The organism is Pirellulales bacterium, from assembly GCA_035499655.1.
In the GTDB taxonomy this organism is placed as follows: domain Bacteria; phylum Planctomycetota; class Planctomycetia; order Pirellulales; family JADZDJ01; genus DATJYL01.
In genome coordinates, this window is record DATJYL010000182.1 from 1 (window position 1) to 16,114 (window position 16,114).

General features: G+C 58.2%; 7 protein-coding genes. All 7 read left to right on the top strand.

Annotated features, from left to right (window positions below):
• Window positions 1-4,794, top strand: a 4,794-nt coding sequence (locus VMJ32_13050) for a PQQ-binding-like beta-propeller repeat protein (GenBank protein HTQ39949.1), incomplete at its 5' end; no start/stop codon positions are given.
• Between the two features lie 260 nt (window positions 4,795-5,054).
• Window positions 5,055-5,999, top strand: coding sequence for a prenyltransferase/squalene oxidase repeat-containing protein (locus tag VMJ32_13055; GenBank protein ID HTQ39950.1), 945 nt, complete (start codon window positions 5,055-5,057; stop codon window positions 5,997-5,999).
• 184 nt (window positions 6,000-6,183) lie between these two features.
• Window positions 6,184-7,236 (top strand): MoxR family ATPase, encoded by a 1,053-nt coding sequence (locus VMJ32_13060; protein ID HTQ39951.1) that lies wholly within the window; start codon window positions 6,184-6,186, stop codon window positions 7,234-7,236.
• 78 nt (window positions 7,237-7,314) lie between these two features.
• The gene (locus tag VMJ32_13065) at window positions 7,315-8,223 is read left to right on the top strand and encodes a DUF58 domain-containing protein (GenBank protein ID HTQ39952.1); all 909 of its coding nucleotides are present in this window, start codon (window positions 7,315-7,317) and stop codon (window positions 8,221-8,223) included.
• Window positions 8,224-8,235: 12 nt separating this feature from the next.
• Window positions 8,236-10,464: a BatA domain-containing protein gene (locus VMJ32_13070; GenBank protein HTQ39953.1), complete on the top strand. Its 2,229-nt coding sequence runs from the start codon at window positions 8,236-8,238 to the stop codon at window positions 10,462-10,464.
• On the top strand, window positions 10,464-13,205 hold the full coding sequence (locus VMJ32_13075) for a hypothetical protein (GenBank protein ID HTQ39954.1): 2,742 nt from the start codon (window positions 10,464-10,466) through the stop codon (window positions 13,203-13,205). The genes VMJ32_13070 and VMJ32_13075 overlap by 1 nt, the downstream gene beginning before the upstream one ends.
• 86 nt (window positions 13,206-13,291) lie before the next feature.
• A complete protein-coding gene (locus VMJ32_13080; GenBank protein HTQ39955.1) occupies window positions 13,292-15,943 on the top strand; it encodes a hypothetical protein in 2,652 nt (883 codons plus the stop codon).
• Window positions 15,944-16,114: the final 171 nt, after the last annotated feature.

Genomic DNA, 16,114 nt, shown 5'->3' on the forward strand with positions numbered 1-16,114 from the left:
CTGCTGATTGGTCTTCTTACCGGCCTGATCGGTCGACCGGCACGGGCCCAACAGCCGGGGCAAATTCAAATTGTGCCGGGCGGAGGCATTGTCCAGTTCGGCGGCGGATTTCGGCGCTTCCCGGGACAAGGCCAAGATTCTGACGACACGCCCGAGGGCGTGTTCTTGCCCGTCGACCGCGATACCACCCGGCAATGGGAAAAAGCCAAATCGCTTTTGGACGACGGCCATTATGCAGACGCCGTCATGCTGTTAGATGAAATTCTGCAGCGGGGCGAGGATTACTTCTCCAAATCGGACGCGGACAAGCCCAACTATCAAAGTTTGAAGACCGAAGCGCAGCGGCTGATCGGCAACATGCCAGCCGAAGGACGAGAAGCGTACGAGTTGCAATTCGGCGCCCACGCTCAACAGATGCTCGATGCGGCGACGGCGGCGGGCGATATTGCCGGATTGGAAGAGATTGCGCGGCGCTATTTTCATACGAAGGCCGGCTACCAGGCGACGCTGCTGTTGGGCCGGCATCATTTAGATCACGATCGGCCATTGGCGGCGGCGTTGTGCTTCCAACGGTTGCTGGATGCGCCGAATGCGGCTGCCACGTTTGAGCCTACGTTGTCTGTGTTATTGGCCACAAGTTGGCAGCGGGGCGGTGTGCCCGATCGAGCCCAAGAAGTGCTGCTGTCGTTAAAAAAGAAAAGTCCCAACGCGGAGCTGCGTGTCGCCGGCAAAACAGTGGCGTTGTTTTCCGACGACAAGCAAGCGCTGGCATGGTTGGAATCGACCACCGGCAAACCGCAAAAAATGTCCCCGGAACAATTGCAGCAATGGGCGTTGGTCGGCGGCAATCCGGCGCGGAATGCAGCAAGCATGGGAGGCATTCCGCTGTTGAGCCCGCTGTGGCGCGTTTCGACGACGAATCATCCGACGCTGGAAAAATCGTTGGCGGGCATCCGGCAGCAATACGTGGACCAAGGCGTGGCCGCGATTCCTTCGATGCAACCGTTGGCCGTGGGCAATTTGGTGCTGATGCGCACCGCGCGCGATATGCTGGCCGTGGACTTTGACAGCGGCAAACGATTGTGGCCAATTCGCTCCGGCAGCGACACGTCGCTGGAGCAGATGCTGAATTCGTCGACGTCGTCGGGTTCTTCGGGCACAAACACGATTGATCCGCAGCACAACCCGGGCTTGATCGAACGGTTTTGGGAAGACGCCACGTTCGGCACGCTTTCTTGCGACGGCCAGCAGGTGTATTTGATCGACGACTTGGATGTCAGCAGCGTATCGCCCGCCGATGCGGGCAATGGCCCAATCATGTTCAACGGCCGGATGCGCATTAACGGCGGGGGGGCCATTATTATCCGTGGCCCGATCGGCGCGGATGGGCAAATGCTGATTCCCAAGCGCTACAACAAGCTGACCGCGCACGAATTGCGAACTCAAGGAAAGTTGAAGTGGGAAGTCGGCGGGCAAACCGGCGAAGACGAGCCGCAATTAGCGGGCGCGTTTTTTCTAGGGCCGCCGCTGCCGTTGGAAGGTAAGTTGTACGTACTGGCGGAAATGAAATCGAGCGAAATTAAACTGTGCGTGCTGGATGCGAAAACGGGCCGGTTGGATTGGTCGCAGCAAGTGGCCATCGTGGAGCAAAACATACAGCAAGATCCGTTGCGCAGGCTGGCCGGTTGCAGTCCGAGTTATGCCGACGGGGTGTTGGTGTGTCCTACAACGGCCGGGGCCGTGGTGGCGGTGGATATCGCCAATCGCACACTGCTGTGGGGCTACCAGTATCAACGCGACGGCAGCGTGCTGCCGCCGGGGGCCATGGTGTTACGCGGCGGCGGCGGGATGTGGACGCCCGCCATGATGCAGACGAATCCTGCGGAACGTTGGCTCGATTCCACCGTCACCCTTGCCGACCGATATACACTGGTGACGCCGCTGGAATCGAACGAATTGCATTGCCTTAATTTGATCGACGGCAAACTGCTCTGGAAACAACCGCGCGGCGAGAATTTATACGTCGGCGGAGTGCATCGCGGAACGGCGGTGCTCGTGGGACGGCATCAAATCAGCCTGCTGACGTTGGCGGACGAAAGATCGGCGGTGAAGACCAAAACGGTGGAGTTGCCGGCGGGCGCCATGCCCAGCGGCCGAGGATTCCTCAGCGGGGACGATTATTTTCTGCCGTTAACTTCGGCCGAAGTGGCACAGATCGATTTGAACTCCGGAAAAATTGTGGCCGAGGCAAAATCTCGCAAGGGGAGCATTCCCGGAAACTTGGTTTGCTACCAGGGGGAAATCATTTCGCAGGGGATCGATTACGTGGAAAGCTTTTTCCAGCGGCAGCCCTTGCAGGAACGGATCGCGAAAACGCTGGAAGAAAAGCCGAACGATCCCTGGGCTTTGGCGCACCGGGGTGAAATTGAATTAGAGGCCAGTGAGTTGGATTCGGCCATTGCCGATTTGCGCCGCGCTTACCAATCTGATCCCGATCCGTTAAACCGTGAATTGCTGTTTGAAGCGCTCTTGAACGGACTGACGAAAGATTTCAACCAACATCACGAGGACTTGCCCGAACTGGAGCAACTGGTTCGCGATGATCGGGAGCGGGGAATGTACTTGCGCGCGCGGGCGGCGGGTTTGCAACAAACCGGCGATATTTCCGGCGCACTGGATGCGTATCTGAAACTAGCTGCTTTGGAACCGCACGACGATGAACTGGAAGACCTGGACACGAAACTTTCGGTCTACCGTCCGCGTTGGGTGCAAGCGCAGCTCCACGAATTGTTGAGCGGCGTGAAGCCGGAAAATCGTGCTGCAATTGATGAAATTTTGCAGCGGCAATTAGATGTGGCGGTGGCCAGCACCGATACGAAAGCATTGAGTGCATTTGTGGATTGTTTTGGCAATCATCCCTTGGCCGACCGGGCGAGGGAGCTGTTGGTCGATAGGCTAACCGGGGCCGATACCCTGCTGGAACGCGAGCAATTACTGCTGGCGCTTGAGGTCTCTGCTTCGACCGTGCAGCGCAGCACCGCCATGTTCAAGTTGGCAAGCCTGCTGCGCGACGCCGGCCAGTGGGATGCGGCCCTGGCACAATGCCGCCGTTTGGAAGCGCAAGCAGGCGATCAGCCGGTATCGGAAGGCAAAAACGTAAAGCAGCTCCTCGCCAGCCTGCCGGAAAATTCCCCGATCCGACGGGTTGCGGCCCAAGACCGCTCCTGGCCCGAGGGAGAGGTCAAAGTCGAAAAGTCCGATGCCGTCGCGAAACCTCAGATGCCGGTTTTCAATACCGAAATCCAGGGCACGCGGGAGCCGTTTTTCTCCAATGTTTTGCTGGGCCGAGATCTGCAACACCAGGAGATCGTGGGGGTGGACGGCTTGGGAAAAAATTTGTTCCAAATTTCGCTCGCCGACCCGAATCGGATGAGCATGTATCGATCCAATGCCATCAACGATTACGCCTTTGTGCAAGGGCATATTTTGATCGTCTGCACGGGTTATCAAGTCGTGGGCTTAGATACGCTGCAGACCAGGGGCCCCTCCAACCCAGTGCTGTGGACGAAAGATCTGTGCGATTTGTCGATGGCCAACGGCAATTTTCAACCCCCGGTGCGGCAACCCATGCCCTGGGGCGGCGTGCGGCGGCTCCCAAATCAACAGAGCCAATTCGGTGACGTCGCTTTGTGCGGTCAACACACGCTGTGCTTTCAACATGGCCGCGATGTCACGGCGATTGATCCGCTAACCGGTCAGGTGCAATGGGTGCGTCACGGCGTGGAAATTGGCTGCGATTTATTTGGGGACGAGGAAATGATTGTTCTGGCGCCCGCCAACGGTAAACCCGCCTTGGTCTTACGCACCGCCGATGGCCAACTGTTGGGCGAACGGACCCTTCCGGCGACGTTCGATAAGCGTTGGACCAGTTACGGCCATTGTTTGCTCGTTTTTCGTGACCATAACGACGGCAACAAAGTGACGCTGGCCATGTTTGACCCGTGGACCCAGCACGATGTGTGGAGCGAAACATTTTCCGGTTGGAACAACGGCGGAAATTCCGGATTGAAGTGCACGACCGTCGACGGCGAAACCGTCGCGCTAATGCAATCCGACGGCCGCTTCGTGGTATTGAATTTGGCCGACGGCCGCAAACTCATCGACCAGCAATTGGAAGCGGAGCAAAATCAGCACAGCCAGCTGCAAAGCATTTTTGTGCTTAGCTCTTCGCAGCAGGTCATCCTCATCGCCAATCGTCCTGCACCCCCAATGGCTATGCCCACGGAACGCAGTATTGGCGAACCGCGCAATCTGGCGGTGAACGTGGTGCCCGTAAACTCGCAAATGGGAGAAACCATTACCAGCCAGTTGCCTCTTAGCGGCCACGTATACGCTTTCGACCGTGCCACCGGAAAACCGCAATGGACGACTCCCGCTTATGTAGATCAACAATGTTTATTGTTAGGTCAACCCGACGAATTGCCTGTGTTGACCTTCGTTCGCAATATCTCAACCATCGCCATGAATCGCAATTCGCAGCCCATGCGGGGCTCGGTCTTGTGCTTGGACAAGCGAAACGGCCGGTTGGTGTATGCCAATGACGATTTGCCGTTTATCAACAATTTTGAAATATCCGGAAAATTGGACGACAAGACCGTCACGCTGAGCTTGAACAACCAACCCACGTCAACGGCGGTGACGCTAAAGTTTACCGACGCGCCGGTCGCGCCCGAGCCGCCTTACCAAGCCGGTGCGTTTGAAAAGGCCGCCTCGGCGAGCGAACCAAAAGAATGACAACCTCCAATCCCAATTTTCCGTACTCTTGTTCCGCTTTCCGCCGTTTCCTGCCTGCTCCTTCCTGATTCCCGCTTCGTGATTCCAGATTCCTCCGTAATGTTTGACCCGTGAAACGTTTCGCCATGCCTCAGCAATTGCGATGGCTGTTTGTTATGCCGCCGGCTCGCAGCGCATCGCTGTGTTGTGCTGCTTTGCTGTGTTGCACTACATTACTGCGTAACGCTGAAGCTCAGGGCGCGGACAAAAGAGACCCGCGCGTGCAGCGGTGCATTGACCGCGGGTTGGAGTGGGTGGCCAACACGCAATCGCGCGTGGGAAGCTGGAGCGCCAAAGACGGCATGTACCCCACGGCCATGACGGCTCTGGCGGGCATCGCGCTATTGCAGGAGGGATCAACCACGACGCAAGGCAAGTACGCTCCGAATATCCGCCGCGCCGTCGATTATTTGTGCAGCCGCAGCCGCACCAACGGATTAATCGGCGATCCCACGCGCGACGATCGCTACACCTACGGTCACGGTTATTCCATGCTGTTTCTTTCCCAGGTCTTGGGAGAAGAAGAAGACGAAGCCCGCCGCAAGGATTTGATTCGGGTGTTGACCAATGCGGTGGAGTTTTGCGGCCGAGCCCAAACCGACGACGGCGGCTGGGGCTATGTCAGCGCCAAAGACGGCGGCGGATACGACGAAGGCTCCACCACCATCACGCAAGTGCAAGGACTGCGGGGGTGCCGCAACGCCGGCATCACCGTGCCCAAGGAAATTATCGACAAAGCCATTGCATACATCCACAAATGCACGCTGGAAGACGGTGCCGTACAGTACAGTTCCAAAGGGGGCGGCCCGCGGCCGGCAATCACGGCCGCCGCCATTGCCTGCCTGTACAATGCGGGCGATTACGACGACCAATTCGTTCCCAAAATGATGAAATATGCTGAAGACAATTTGAAAAGCCTCTCCAACCAAAGCTTCGGACACTGGCATTATGCACATTACTACTACTCCCAGGTCATGTACCGCGAAGGGGGCGAGAAGTGGGAAAAATATCGCGACGATATGTACACTCGACTGTTGAACGAAGCAACCGACGACGGCACGGGAACGTATTGGACCCAGGGTTATGTCGGCCCGATTTATACCACCGCGGTGAACCTGACGATTTTGCAACTCGACAACAATATTCTGCCCATCTACCAACGCTGAATGCAACGACTCACCCTTGACGGTTAATGGCGAAATTCGAATGACGAATCCCGGCGCGCCGGGAGTAAATGACCAATGGCCAAATCTCAATGACCAAGAGACGCTAAAGCATTGGTCATTGGTGCCTGGAAATTGGTCATTAAATTTTGATCTGTTCTTGCTTTGCCCTCCAAGGAACTACTCCATGCCCGATAGCACACTCGCGCACGATTCGCCCGCCATACGCAAATTGAACGACGCCCGGGAAAAAATCATCCAGCAACTTTCACAAGTCATCGTCGGCCAAAACCAGGTGATTGAAGAACTGTTGATTTCGCTGTTCGCGCGCAGCCATTGCCTCTTGGAAGGGGTGCCGGGCCTGGCCAAAACACTGATGATTAGCACGCTGGCCCGGGCGCTTAATTTATCGTTCAGCCGCATTCAATTCACGCCCGACCTGATGCCCGCCGACATCACGGGCACCGAAATCATCGAGGAGAACCGGAGCACCGGAAGCCGGGAATTCCGCTTTTTGGAAGGGCCGCTGTTTGCCAACGTGATTTTGGCGGATGAAATCAATCGCACGCCGCCGAAAACGCAGGCGGCGCTGCTGGAGGCGATGCAGGAGCGGCAAGTCACCGTAGGGCGTGTGCGGCATCAATTGGCCGATCCGTTTTTCGTGCTGGCGACGCAAAATCCCATTGAGCAGGAAGGGACGTACCCGTTGCCGGAAGCGCAGCAAGATCGGTTCATGTTCAAAATTTTCATCGATTATCCGAACTTCGACGAAGAGTTTGAAATTGCCCGCCGCACGACGACAAGCATGTTCGACCACGTGACGCCGGTGCTGGCGGCCGACGAAATCATCGAGCTGCAACGGCTGGTGCGCGAAGTGCCCGTGACCGACCACGTCATTCGCTACACGCTGTCGCTGGTGCGGCAAACCCGGGTGGGCGAGCCGGGCGTGCCCGATTTTGTCAACGACCAAATTTCCTGGGGGGCCGGCCCGCGGGCGGTGCAGTTTTTAATTTTGGGCGGCAAAGCCCGCGCGCTGTTGCACGGTCGGACGCATGTTTCGACGGACGACATTCAGGCCCTGGCCAAGCCAGTGCTGCGGCATCGGATGGTCGTGAATTTTTCCGCCGAGAGCGAAGGAATTAACGCGGACCATGTTGTCGATCGCCTGGTCGAGACCACGCCCACCAAGGAAGGCGAGCTGACCAGCGATGCGCGGTTTCAAAAGATTTTTGCATCTTAAATCCATCATTTTTAGGCCCAAGCCGACGCCTTTGGCGTCGATGATCGACCGCAAGCGGTCGGCTTGGGCGGTTCCCCCATGGCCACCGTCGATAAAAAACGCTTTCTGCATCCGGAGGCCATCAAGCGCATTGCGCGGTTGGACCTGCGGGCACGGCATATTGTGGAAGGGTATTTATCGGGAATGCACCGCAGTCCGTACTTTGGGCAATCGGTGGAGTTTTTGCAGCATCGCGAATACAGCTACGGCGACGATTTGCGGCACGTCGATTGGAAGGTGTGGGCCAAGCAAGACCGGCTGTACATCAAGCAGTACGAAGAGGAAACCAATCTGCGGGCAATGTTGCTGGTCGATGTGTCGCACAGCATGCAATATGGCAACGGCCCGTTGAACAAGTACGAGTACGCGTGCACGGCTGCGGTGAGCCTGGCGTATTTGCTGCTGCGGCAGCAAGACGCCGTGGGTTGCCTCGCATTTGACGAGGGGGTTCGCGCCACGGTGGGCATGCGCACCAAGCGCAGTCATTTAAACTCCATCATTCAATCGCTGGGAGTAAGCGTGCCGCAAAAGAAGACCGACCTGCAACAAATTCTGCGTCAGGCGGCCGAAAGTTTCCCGCACCGAGGGTTGATGATCATTCTGTCCGATTTGCTGGCCCCGCGCGCCGGCTTCATCAAGGGACTAAAGCTGCTGCGGCAGCGCGGACACGATGTGTTAATGCTGCACATCATGGACGACGACGAATTGGATTTTCCGTTTGCCGGTCCGACGCGCTTCGAAGGCTTGGAACTGCCGGAGAATTTGACGTGCAATCCGCGAGCCTTGCGCGACGGTTATTTGCAGGCCTTGAACGCTTATCTGGAAGAAGTCCGCCGCGCGTGCGCCCAAAACGAATGCGATTACAAGTTGATCCGCACCAGCGATCCGCTGGATGCGGTGTTGGCGCAATTCATCAGCAATCGGATGGGAACGCAACGCCGAGGTTAAACGCACTGTTTTATGCCCAACTTCCTGTATCCATTGCCGATTGCTCTTGTGGCGGGCCTGATCGCGCTGCCGATCGCCATTCACCTTATCAATTTGATGCGGCACCGCAAAGTACAGTGGGCGGCGATGGAGTTTTTGCTTCTCAGCCAAAAGCGCAATCACACCTGGATCATGCTCAAGCAGTTGCTCTTGTTGCTGCTCAGGATTGCCGCGATTGCCGCCGCCGTGATGATGGTGACGCAACCGATTTTACAAAACAAATTGGGCAGTCTGTTCGGCGGCAGTAAATTACACCACATTGTGCTGCTGGACGACAGCTTTTCAATGTCCGATCAATGGGCCGACACAACCGCCTTCGACGAAGCCAAAAAATTTGTGCTGCGATTGGGCAAGCAGGCGGCCCAGCAGCCGGCGCGGCAGGAATTCACGTTGTTGCGGTTTTCCCAGGCGGCGCATCCGGCGCGGGGCACGCAGGCCGATTTGGCAGGAGAAACCGTCGACAACGACGAGTTCCCGAAAAAGCTCGATCAAACCCTGCAGGCAATGCACGTTTCGCAACTGGCTGTCGGTCCGGCCGAAGCGCTGAAGGCGGCCACACAGACCATCGGCGATGGCGGCGAAGCCAACTACGTGGTCTTTTTGGTTTCCGATTTTCGCAGCAAAGATTGGGCGCCCGCGAAAGAGCTGCAAAAGCTGCTGCATAAGCTGAACGATGCCCGCGCAAAAGTGCAATTGATTAACTGCGTGGACGAGGCGCGCCCCAACCTGGCCATTACGGCGCTGCGGCCCGGCCGCGGCACGCGGGCGGCGGGCGTGCCGTTGCAAATGGAAGTGACGATCCACAATTACGGGGCCACGCCGGCCACGAACGTTTCGGTGCGATTGGAAGAGCAGGGGACCCAGCGACCGGCCATTGAAATTGACAAAATCGATCCGGGCCGCAGCGCGACCCGGCAGTTTGAAGTTCGCGCACAAACCGCGGGGCAACGGCGGATTTCCGCCTACTTGCCGGCCGACCCCGTGATGGTGGATAACTCGCGGCATACGGTCATCGATTTTCCGACGGGCGTGCCGGTGTTGATTATCGACGGCGGATTGAAAGCGGGGACGCTGCGCGATTCGGACGGTTTGTTTTTAGAATCGGCCTTGGCGCCGCCGGGGCCTGTGCCCACGGGTTTGCGGCCGCAGGTAGAACCGCCCCGGTTTTTGGACGACCATCCGCTGGATGAATTCGAAGCGATTTACGTGTGCAACGTCGACCGCCTGCCGCTAGACGCGGTCGACAAACTGACCAAGTTCGTGGAGGCCGGCGGCGGTGTGGCGTTTTTCGTCGGCGACCAATCGCGGGCCGATTTTTTGAATCAACTTTACGCCGATGGAAAAGGCTTGTTTCCCGCGCCGCTGGAAGCGCCGGTGCCGCTATTGGTCGATCAAAGCGCGAAGCAGCCCGACTTGCAAATTACCGATCATCCAATTTTTCGGATTTTTTCGGGCGAGAATAATCCGTTCATCAAAATGGTGAATATCGAAAAGTATTTTGCCGTGAAGAAGGGGTGGAAGCCGCCGGAAGGGTCGGCGACTACCGTCATCGCCGGCGTGCGGAACGGAGCGCCGCTGGTGATCGACAAAAAAATGGGGGACGGACGGGTGCTGGCGTTTCTGACCACAGCCGGGCCGCGCTGGAACAACTGGGGACGCGACAATCCCAGTTACGTGGTGGCGATGCAAGAGCTGCAGAATTACTTGGCGGCGGGAAAGCAAACTGACCCGTCGCGGCAGGTGGGCGTGCCGCTGGAGATTGCGGTCGATACGCAAAAATATCAACCGCAGGTCGAGTTTTTAACTCCGGCCGAGGGAACTGCGGACAAAATTGTGGTGAAGGCCGAGCCACAGGACAGCGGTCCTGCAAAAGCCACGCTGAATGACACCGACGCCAGCGGCATTTACGAAGTGCAACTGACGGGCAACGACAACACGCAGGAAGTGATCGACGTGGCTTACAACGTGGATGCCGCGGAAGGCGATTTGAACATCGTCACGCAGGAGCAACTGGCCGCGGAACTTTCCGACGTGGCGTACGAATATCATCGGGCCGGCGATTTGTATTTCGATTCCAAGGACATGCAGGGGTTCAATCTGAGCGAAAGCTTGCTGTACGTGTTGATTGCGCTCTTGGTGGGCGAGCAACTGCTGGCGTATTCGGCCAGTTATCATCCGGCCCGGCTGCGAGGAGCAAGCTGATGGGCCGCAAGAAAATTTTTACCGCCGCGTTGTTGGTCGCCGTAGTGTTCGTCGCCGCAGCCATTCATTTTGCCGCCGCGGGGGTGACGAACAATTCCACGGCAATTGTCGGCAATCAAACCGCGCCCGCCGATGGCGGCACTTCGGCAACCGGCGGTGGTGTTGCGGGCGGGGCGCTTACGCGGACTCGGTATGAATTCAGCCGGGTGCAATCGTTTACCGAATGGTGGCAGATGCCGCTGTTGGTGTTGGCGTGCGCGCTGGTGCTGCTGTTTGTGGCGTACATGTACCGGCGCGACAGCGTGGAATTGAAGCCCGGCATGGGAGTGCTATTGGCGATGCTGCGTTTGGCGGCTTTTGCGGGCGTGCTGCTGATGTATTTAGACGTGCAGAAGCGCAGCGAAACCAAGGTGGTGCATAATTCGCGGGTGGTGCTGCTGGTCGACACCAGCTTGAGCATGAGCCGCGCCGATGCCGACGAGACTGCGGCGGGCAATTCCGCGGGGGTGACTGCGGGCATTTCTTCCGGCGGCGTTTCCAACACAGCCAGCGGAGTGCGCCGGATCGATCAAGTGGCCGGGGCGCTAGCCGACGGGAAATTTTTGGACGCCTTGCGACACAAACACGACGTGGAAGTTGTGAAGTTCGATTCCGAGCTTCGCCGCACGGCCATGCTGCCCAAGCTTCCGGCAGCTCAACCCTCTCCCTCGGGGAGAGGGCAGGGTGAGGGTGCAGCAGCAAATTCGGACACCCTCGCCCCAACCCTCTCCCAAGGGGAGAGGGAAACCGCGCAAACCAAAAACGAAAACATCGACTGGCATAAAGAGCTTGATCCGCAAGGGGGCGAAACGCGCATCGGCCAGGCCGTGCGGCAAATCATCAACGACGAGCGGGGCGTGCCGCTTTCGGCCGTGGTTTTATTTTCCGACGGCGGCCAAAACGCGGGAGTCGACGTGGGGGCGGCGGTCAAAGCGGCACAGGAAGCGAAAGTGCCTGTCGATGTTATCGGTTTGGGCTCCGCCAAGCGGCCCACGAATGTGCGCGTCAGCGATTTAGTGGCTCCAGCCCGGGCCTACCCCGGCGATAGTTTTCAAGTGACGGGCTATGTGCAATCGCAGGGATTGGCCGGCCGGACCGTGACGGTGGAGCTGTCGGTCTTGGCCGCCGGGCAAGGACAGGGAGGCAAAACGGAAGCGCAACCGGCGCTGGAAAAAACGCAGCGCGTGACTTTGGGCAGCGATGCCGAATCGACGCCGGTGCGGTTCGACATACCAGGTTTCGATACGGCGGGGCGCCGCGTGGTGCGCTTTCGCATTAAGCCGCTGCCTGATGTGAAAGACACTACGGACAACCAGCGGGAAGTGGATGTGGACATTGTCGATCGCAAAAATCGCGTGCTGCTGTTTGCCGGCGGTCCGACGCGGGAATATCAATTCGTGCGCAACATGCTGCGCCGCAGCGAACTGGCCAAAAGCGGCGACATGACGGTCGATGTGCTGCTGCAGTCGGCCACCGACGGCGTTTCGCAGGATGCCAATCAAATTTTGCCCACATTCCCCCACACGATGCCCGAGCTGGCCCAGTACGACACCATCGTGGCCTTCGATCCCGACTGGCGGGAATTAGATCCGCAGCAAGTGGAGTTACTAGAAAAATGGGTGGGAGAAGAATCGGGCGGGCTGATTGCGATTGCCGGCCCGGTGTATACCGACGCCTGGGTGCAAGAGCCGGCGATGGCGACGATTCGCAAGCTGTACCCGGTGGAATTCAACCGCCGCTTGGCGCTATTGGAAGATGCCCGTTACGGCTCGCAGCAGCCGTGGCCGTTGGATTTTACCCGCGAAGGCTTGGAAGCGGAATTTTTGTGGCTGGACGACAGCGCCCAAACCAGCCGCGAAGTGTGGGATTCGTTCCCCGGCGTGTACGGTTATTACCGGGTGCGAGGCGCCAAGCCGGGCGCCACCACGTATGCGTTGTACTCCGATCCGGAAGCGGCGTCGGGGGAACAAAAGCCGGTGTACTTCGCAGGGCAGTTTTACGGATCGGGCCGGGTGTTTTACATGGGCAGCGGCGAAATGTGGAGGCTGCGGGAACTGGACGAAAAGTATTTCGATGCGTTGTACGTCAAGCTGATTCGGCATGTCTCGCAGGGACGGTTGTTGCGCGGTTCGCCGCTGGGGAACTTGCTGGTGGAGCGCGAACGGTATGTGGTCGGCAACACGGTGGTGGTGCGGGCACAGTTGACGAACCCCCAGCATCAACCGCTGGATGTGCCCAAAGTTACGTTGCAAGTGACGCAGAACGACGGTGTGCCGATGAACGTGGCGCTATTGCCCGATCCGTCTCGCAAGGGAATGTACCTGGGTCAGTTCACGGCGACACAGGAAGGCGAATGCCGGTTGGATTTGCTGCATCCCGATTCGCCCGACCAGCCGCTGACCCGTCGGCTGCAGGTGTTTATGCCCAAGCTGGAGCAGGAAAAGCCGGAACGAAACGATGCAGTATTAAAGGAACTGGCCGACGGCACCGGAGGGCAATTGTACATTGGCGTGCCCGCGGCGCTGGGTCCGGGAAGCGAAAAGCCCTTGGTGGGACAACTGCAAGATAAAACGCAAGAGACATACGTGGCGGGGCAGCGCGACCGAACCTGGGAAGAACATTGGATGCACTCGCTGCTGGGCATCATCGCCGGTTGCTTGTGCGTGGAGTGGCTGGTGCGGCGATTGTGCCGCTTGGCGTGAGGGGCAGTGGTCCGTAGTCAGTTGTCCGTTGCCAGTTGTTATTCGATGCAACGGACCACGGACAAGACAATTCGCAATTAATTTCAATGTCTGTCGAACTTGAAAAACATGAGCTGGCTCCGTCGATTGCAGGGCTGCTGGATCGGTTGCGGCTGCGCATTCGCAGTTATGTGTGGACCGATGGATTGGCGGCGGCGGTAATTGTGTTGGGATTGGCTTTTTGGATTTCGCTGGCCTTTGATTGGCTGTTTGAGCCGCCGTGGCAATTTCGGGCTTTGATGCTGGCGGCGGCGATAGCGGCACTGGCATACGTTGTGAACCGGCTAATTGTGCGCCGGGCTTTCCGTCCATTGGACAATGCCGATTTGGCCGTCGTGCTGGAGCGCCGTTTCCGCGAATACCACGACAGCTTGCTCACCACTGTGGAGCTATCCGAGCAATCAGCGCATGCGGCGGGGTTCAACGCGGAAATGCTGCATCACACGCGGCAGGAGGCGGCCCAACGATCAGAGGCGGTTCGGCTGGGCGATGTGTTTCGCTTCACGCCGCTGCTGCGCACTTTAACGACCGCGGCAGTGTTGGCAATCTCGGTTTTGGCGTTCGCCGTTGCGGCGCAAGAAGCGTTTGCCACGTGGGTCCAACGTGTCGTATTGCTTGACAAAAACTTGCTGTGGCCGCGGGCCAACCACGTGCGCGTGCAAGATTTTCCGGCCGATCATGTTCGCAAAGTGGCCAAGGGGTCCGATTTTGAAATCACGGCCGCGGCCGATCTGACCGGGCGATTCACCTTGCCGGAAACCGTCCAGGTGCGCTACCACACCGACGAAGACATAAACGGTCGAGACAACATGAGCACCGTGGGAACGCCGGGAGCGAATGATCGAGAACAAAAGTATTCGTATGTTTTCAAAGGGGTGATGTCATCGATTGGGTTTGACGTGTTCGGCGGCGACGACCGGGATCGGGGTTACCGGATTGAAGTGGTCGAGAATCCGACGATCAGCCACATGGAACTGGCCTGCGAATATCCGCAGTACACGGGCCGGCCGGCGAACACCGTGCCGGCCAGCGCTGTGGTGCAATTGCCGCAGGGAACGAAAATCACGATTCGCTGCGAAGCGAACAAAGACCTGGTGGATGTGCCGGTGACGATGGTGCAGGCAGATAAAGCCTCGGCGCTGGCGGACGTGGAGCTGCCGCCGGACGGCGACCGCCGGCATTTCTCGATCGCGCTGCCGGAATTGATGGAAGATACTACGCTGTTGTTCGAGTTGCACGATACGGACGGAATTCGCAGCCGGGACCCGGTGCGGCTGGTGTTGGCTGCCCGGGCCGACGACGTTCCCGCGGTAGCCTTGCAATTGAAGGGCATCAGCAACGCCATTACGCCGCAGGCGCGACTGCCCGTGGTCGGGAACGTCAAAGACGACTACGGCCTGACACGGCTGTGGTTTGAATATCAACTGGAAAAGGCGAATCCCAAGGGCAAGCCGGGGGCGGGTTCACAGGCGGAAGGCAGTGGTTCGTCGAATTCTCTGCGCGGCAGTGGGGCGGCGGACAATTCGTCATCAACGGGAACCGCGACCACTGCGCAGCCGGCGGCCGAGCAAACCTTGCGCACTTCGACCATGGGGCACGATGGTCGGCCGCGCAGTGATATCAGCATCGAATTGGCCGACGGCGAAGCGCTCGATCTGCAACGCTTGGGTGAAATCCACGAACTGCTTCAGCGACGCGGCATCAAAACCGTGGACGATTTGGCGCGCATCACTTCGCCCGATGAACAAACGTTGGTCGCGGAACTAAAAACGCAGCAGCAAATCGATCAGGCGTTGGCGTTTGCGCCGCGGGAAGGCGATCGTTTGGAGGTAACGCTTAAAGCGGCCGATAACTGCGCGCTGCCGGCTGGCGCAAACGTGGGGCAAGGGGAACGATACCAATTGGATATTGTGCCGCCGGAGCAGTTGCTCTCGATGTTGGAAGGACGGGAGTTGATGCTCCGCCGCCAATTCGAAATCATCTATCAGGAATTGACCGATACGCGGGACGGCTTGGCCCGGCTGGATTTTGGCGGCCCTGATGCTAAAAAAACGGCGACTGATCAGGCCGGACGTGAGCCGGGAGACTCGCCGGGAAGTGAGCCCGGCGACAAAGCAGCGGAAAAATCGGTTGGGCCTGCCGGCGACAGCAGCGAGTCGAATGGCGAATCGGCTCCCGCGAACGAAACGCCTGAACAACGGGCCGAGCGGCTGGCGAAGCGGGCCATGGAACTGCGCGAATTACGGGTGGCCCGGGCGCTGGATAACGGAGATCGTTCAGCCCACGAAACGCTGACGGTGGCCGACGCTTTCGACGACATTCGCGAGGAAATGGAGAACAACCGGGTCGATACGCCGGAATTGCAAAGCCGGCTGAAAGACCAAATTGCCGATCCGCTGCGGCACATCAGCACGCAAATGTTCCCGGAACTGCGGGCCCGGCTGGTTCAGCTTCGCCGAGTGCTGGATGACCCTACAACCGGCCCCACGCAGTTGAAAGCGGCCCTGGCCCAATGCGATGCAATTTTGGCGGAAATGAAAGCGGTCTTGGATAAAATGTTAGAATTAGAGACGTTTAACCAGGTAGTGGACATGCTGCGCGACATTATCACCGACCAGGAAAAGCTAAGCCACGAAACCCAGCAGCGCCAGAAAGAGGAGCTAAAGAACAAATTAAGGGAGTTGCAAAACCCAAATTGACCTTGAATTACGGCCCGACAGAAAATAGCCGGCGGAAGGGATTAGGGTAGGCTTATAATGCCCAAAAAATGGGCAGGAGAGGAACTTTTCCAGGGCCGGCGACACTAAAATGAAGGAAATGGGTTATAACATAAGTCGGCACGGCGATTGCGGTTGGGCACACGAAAGGAA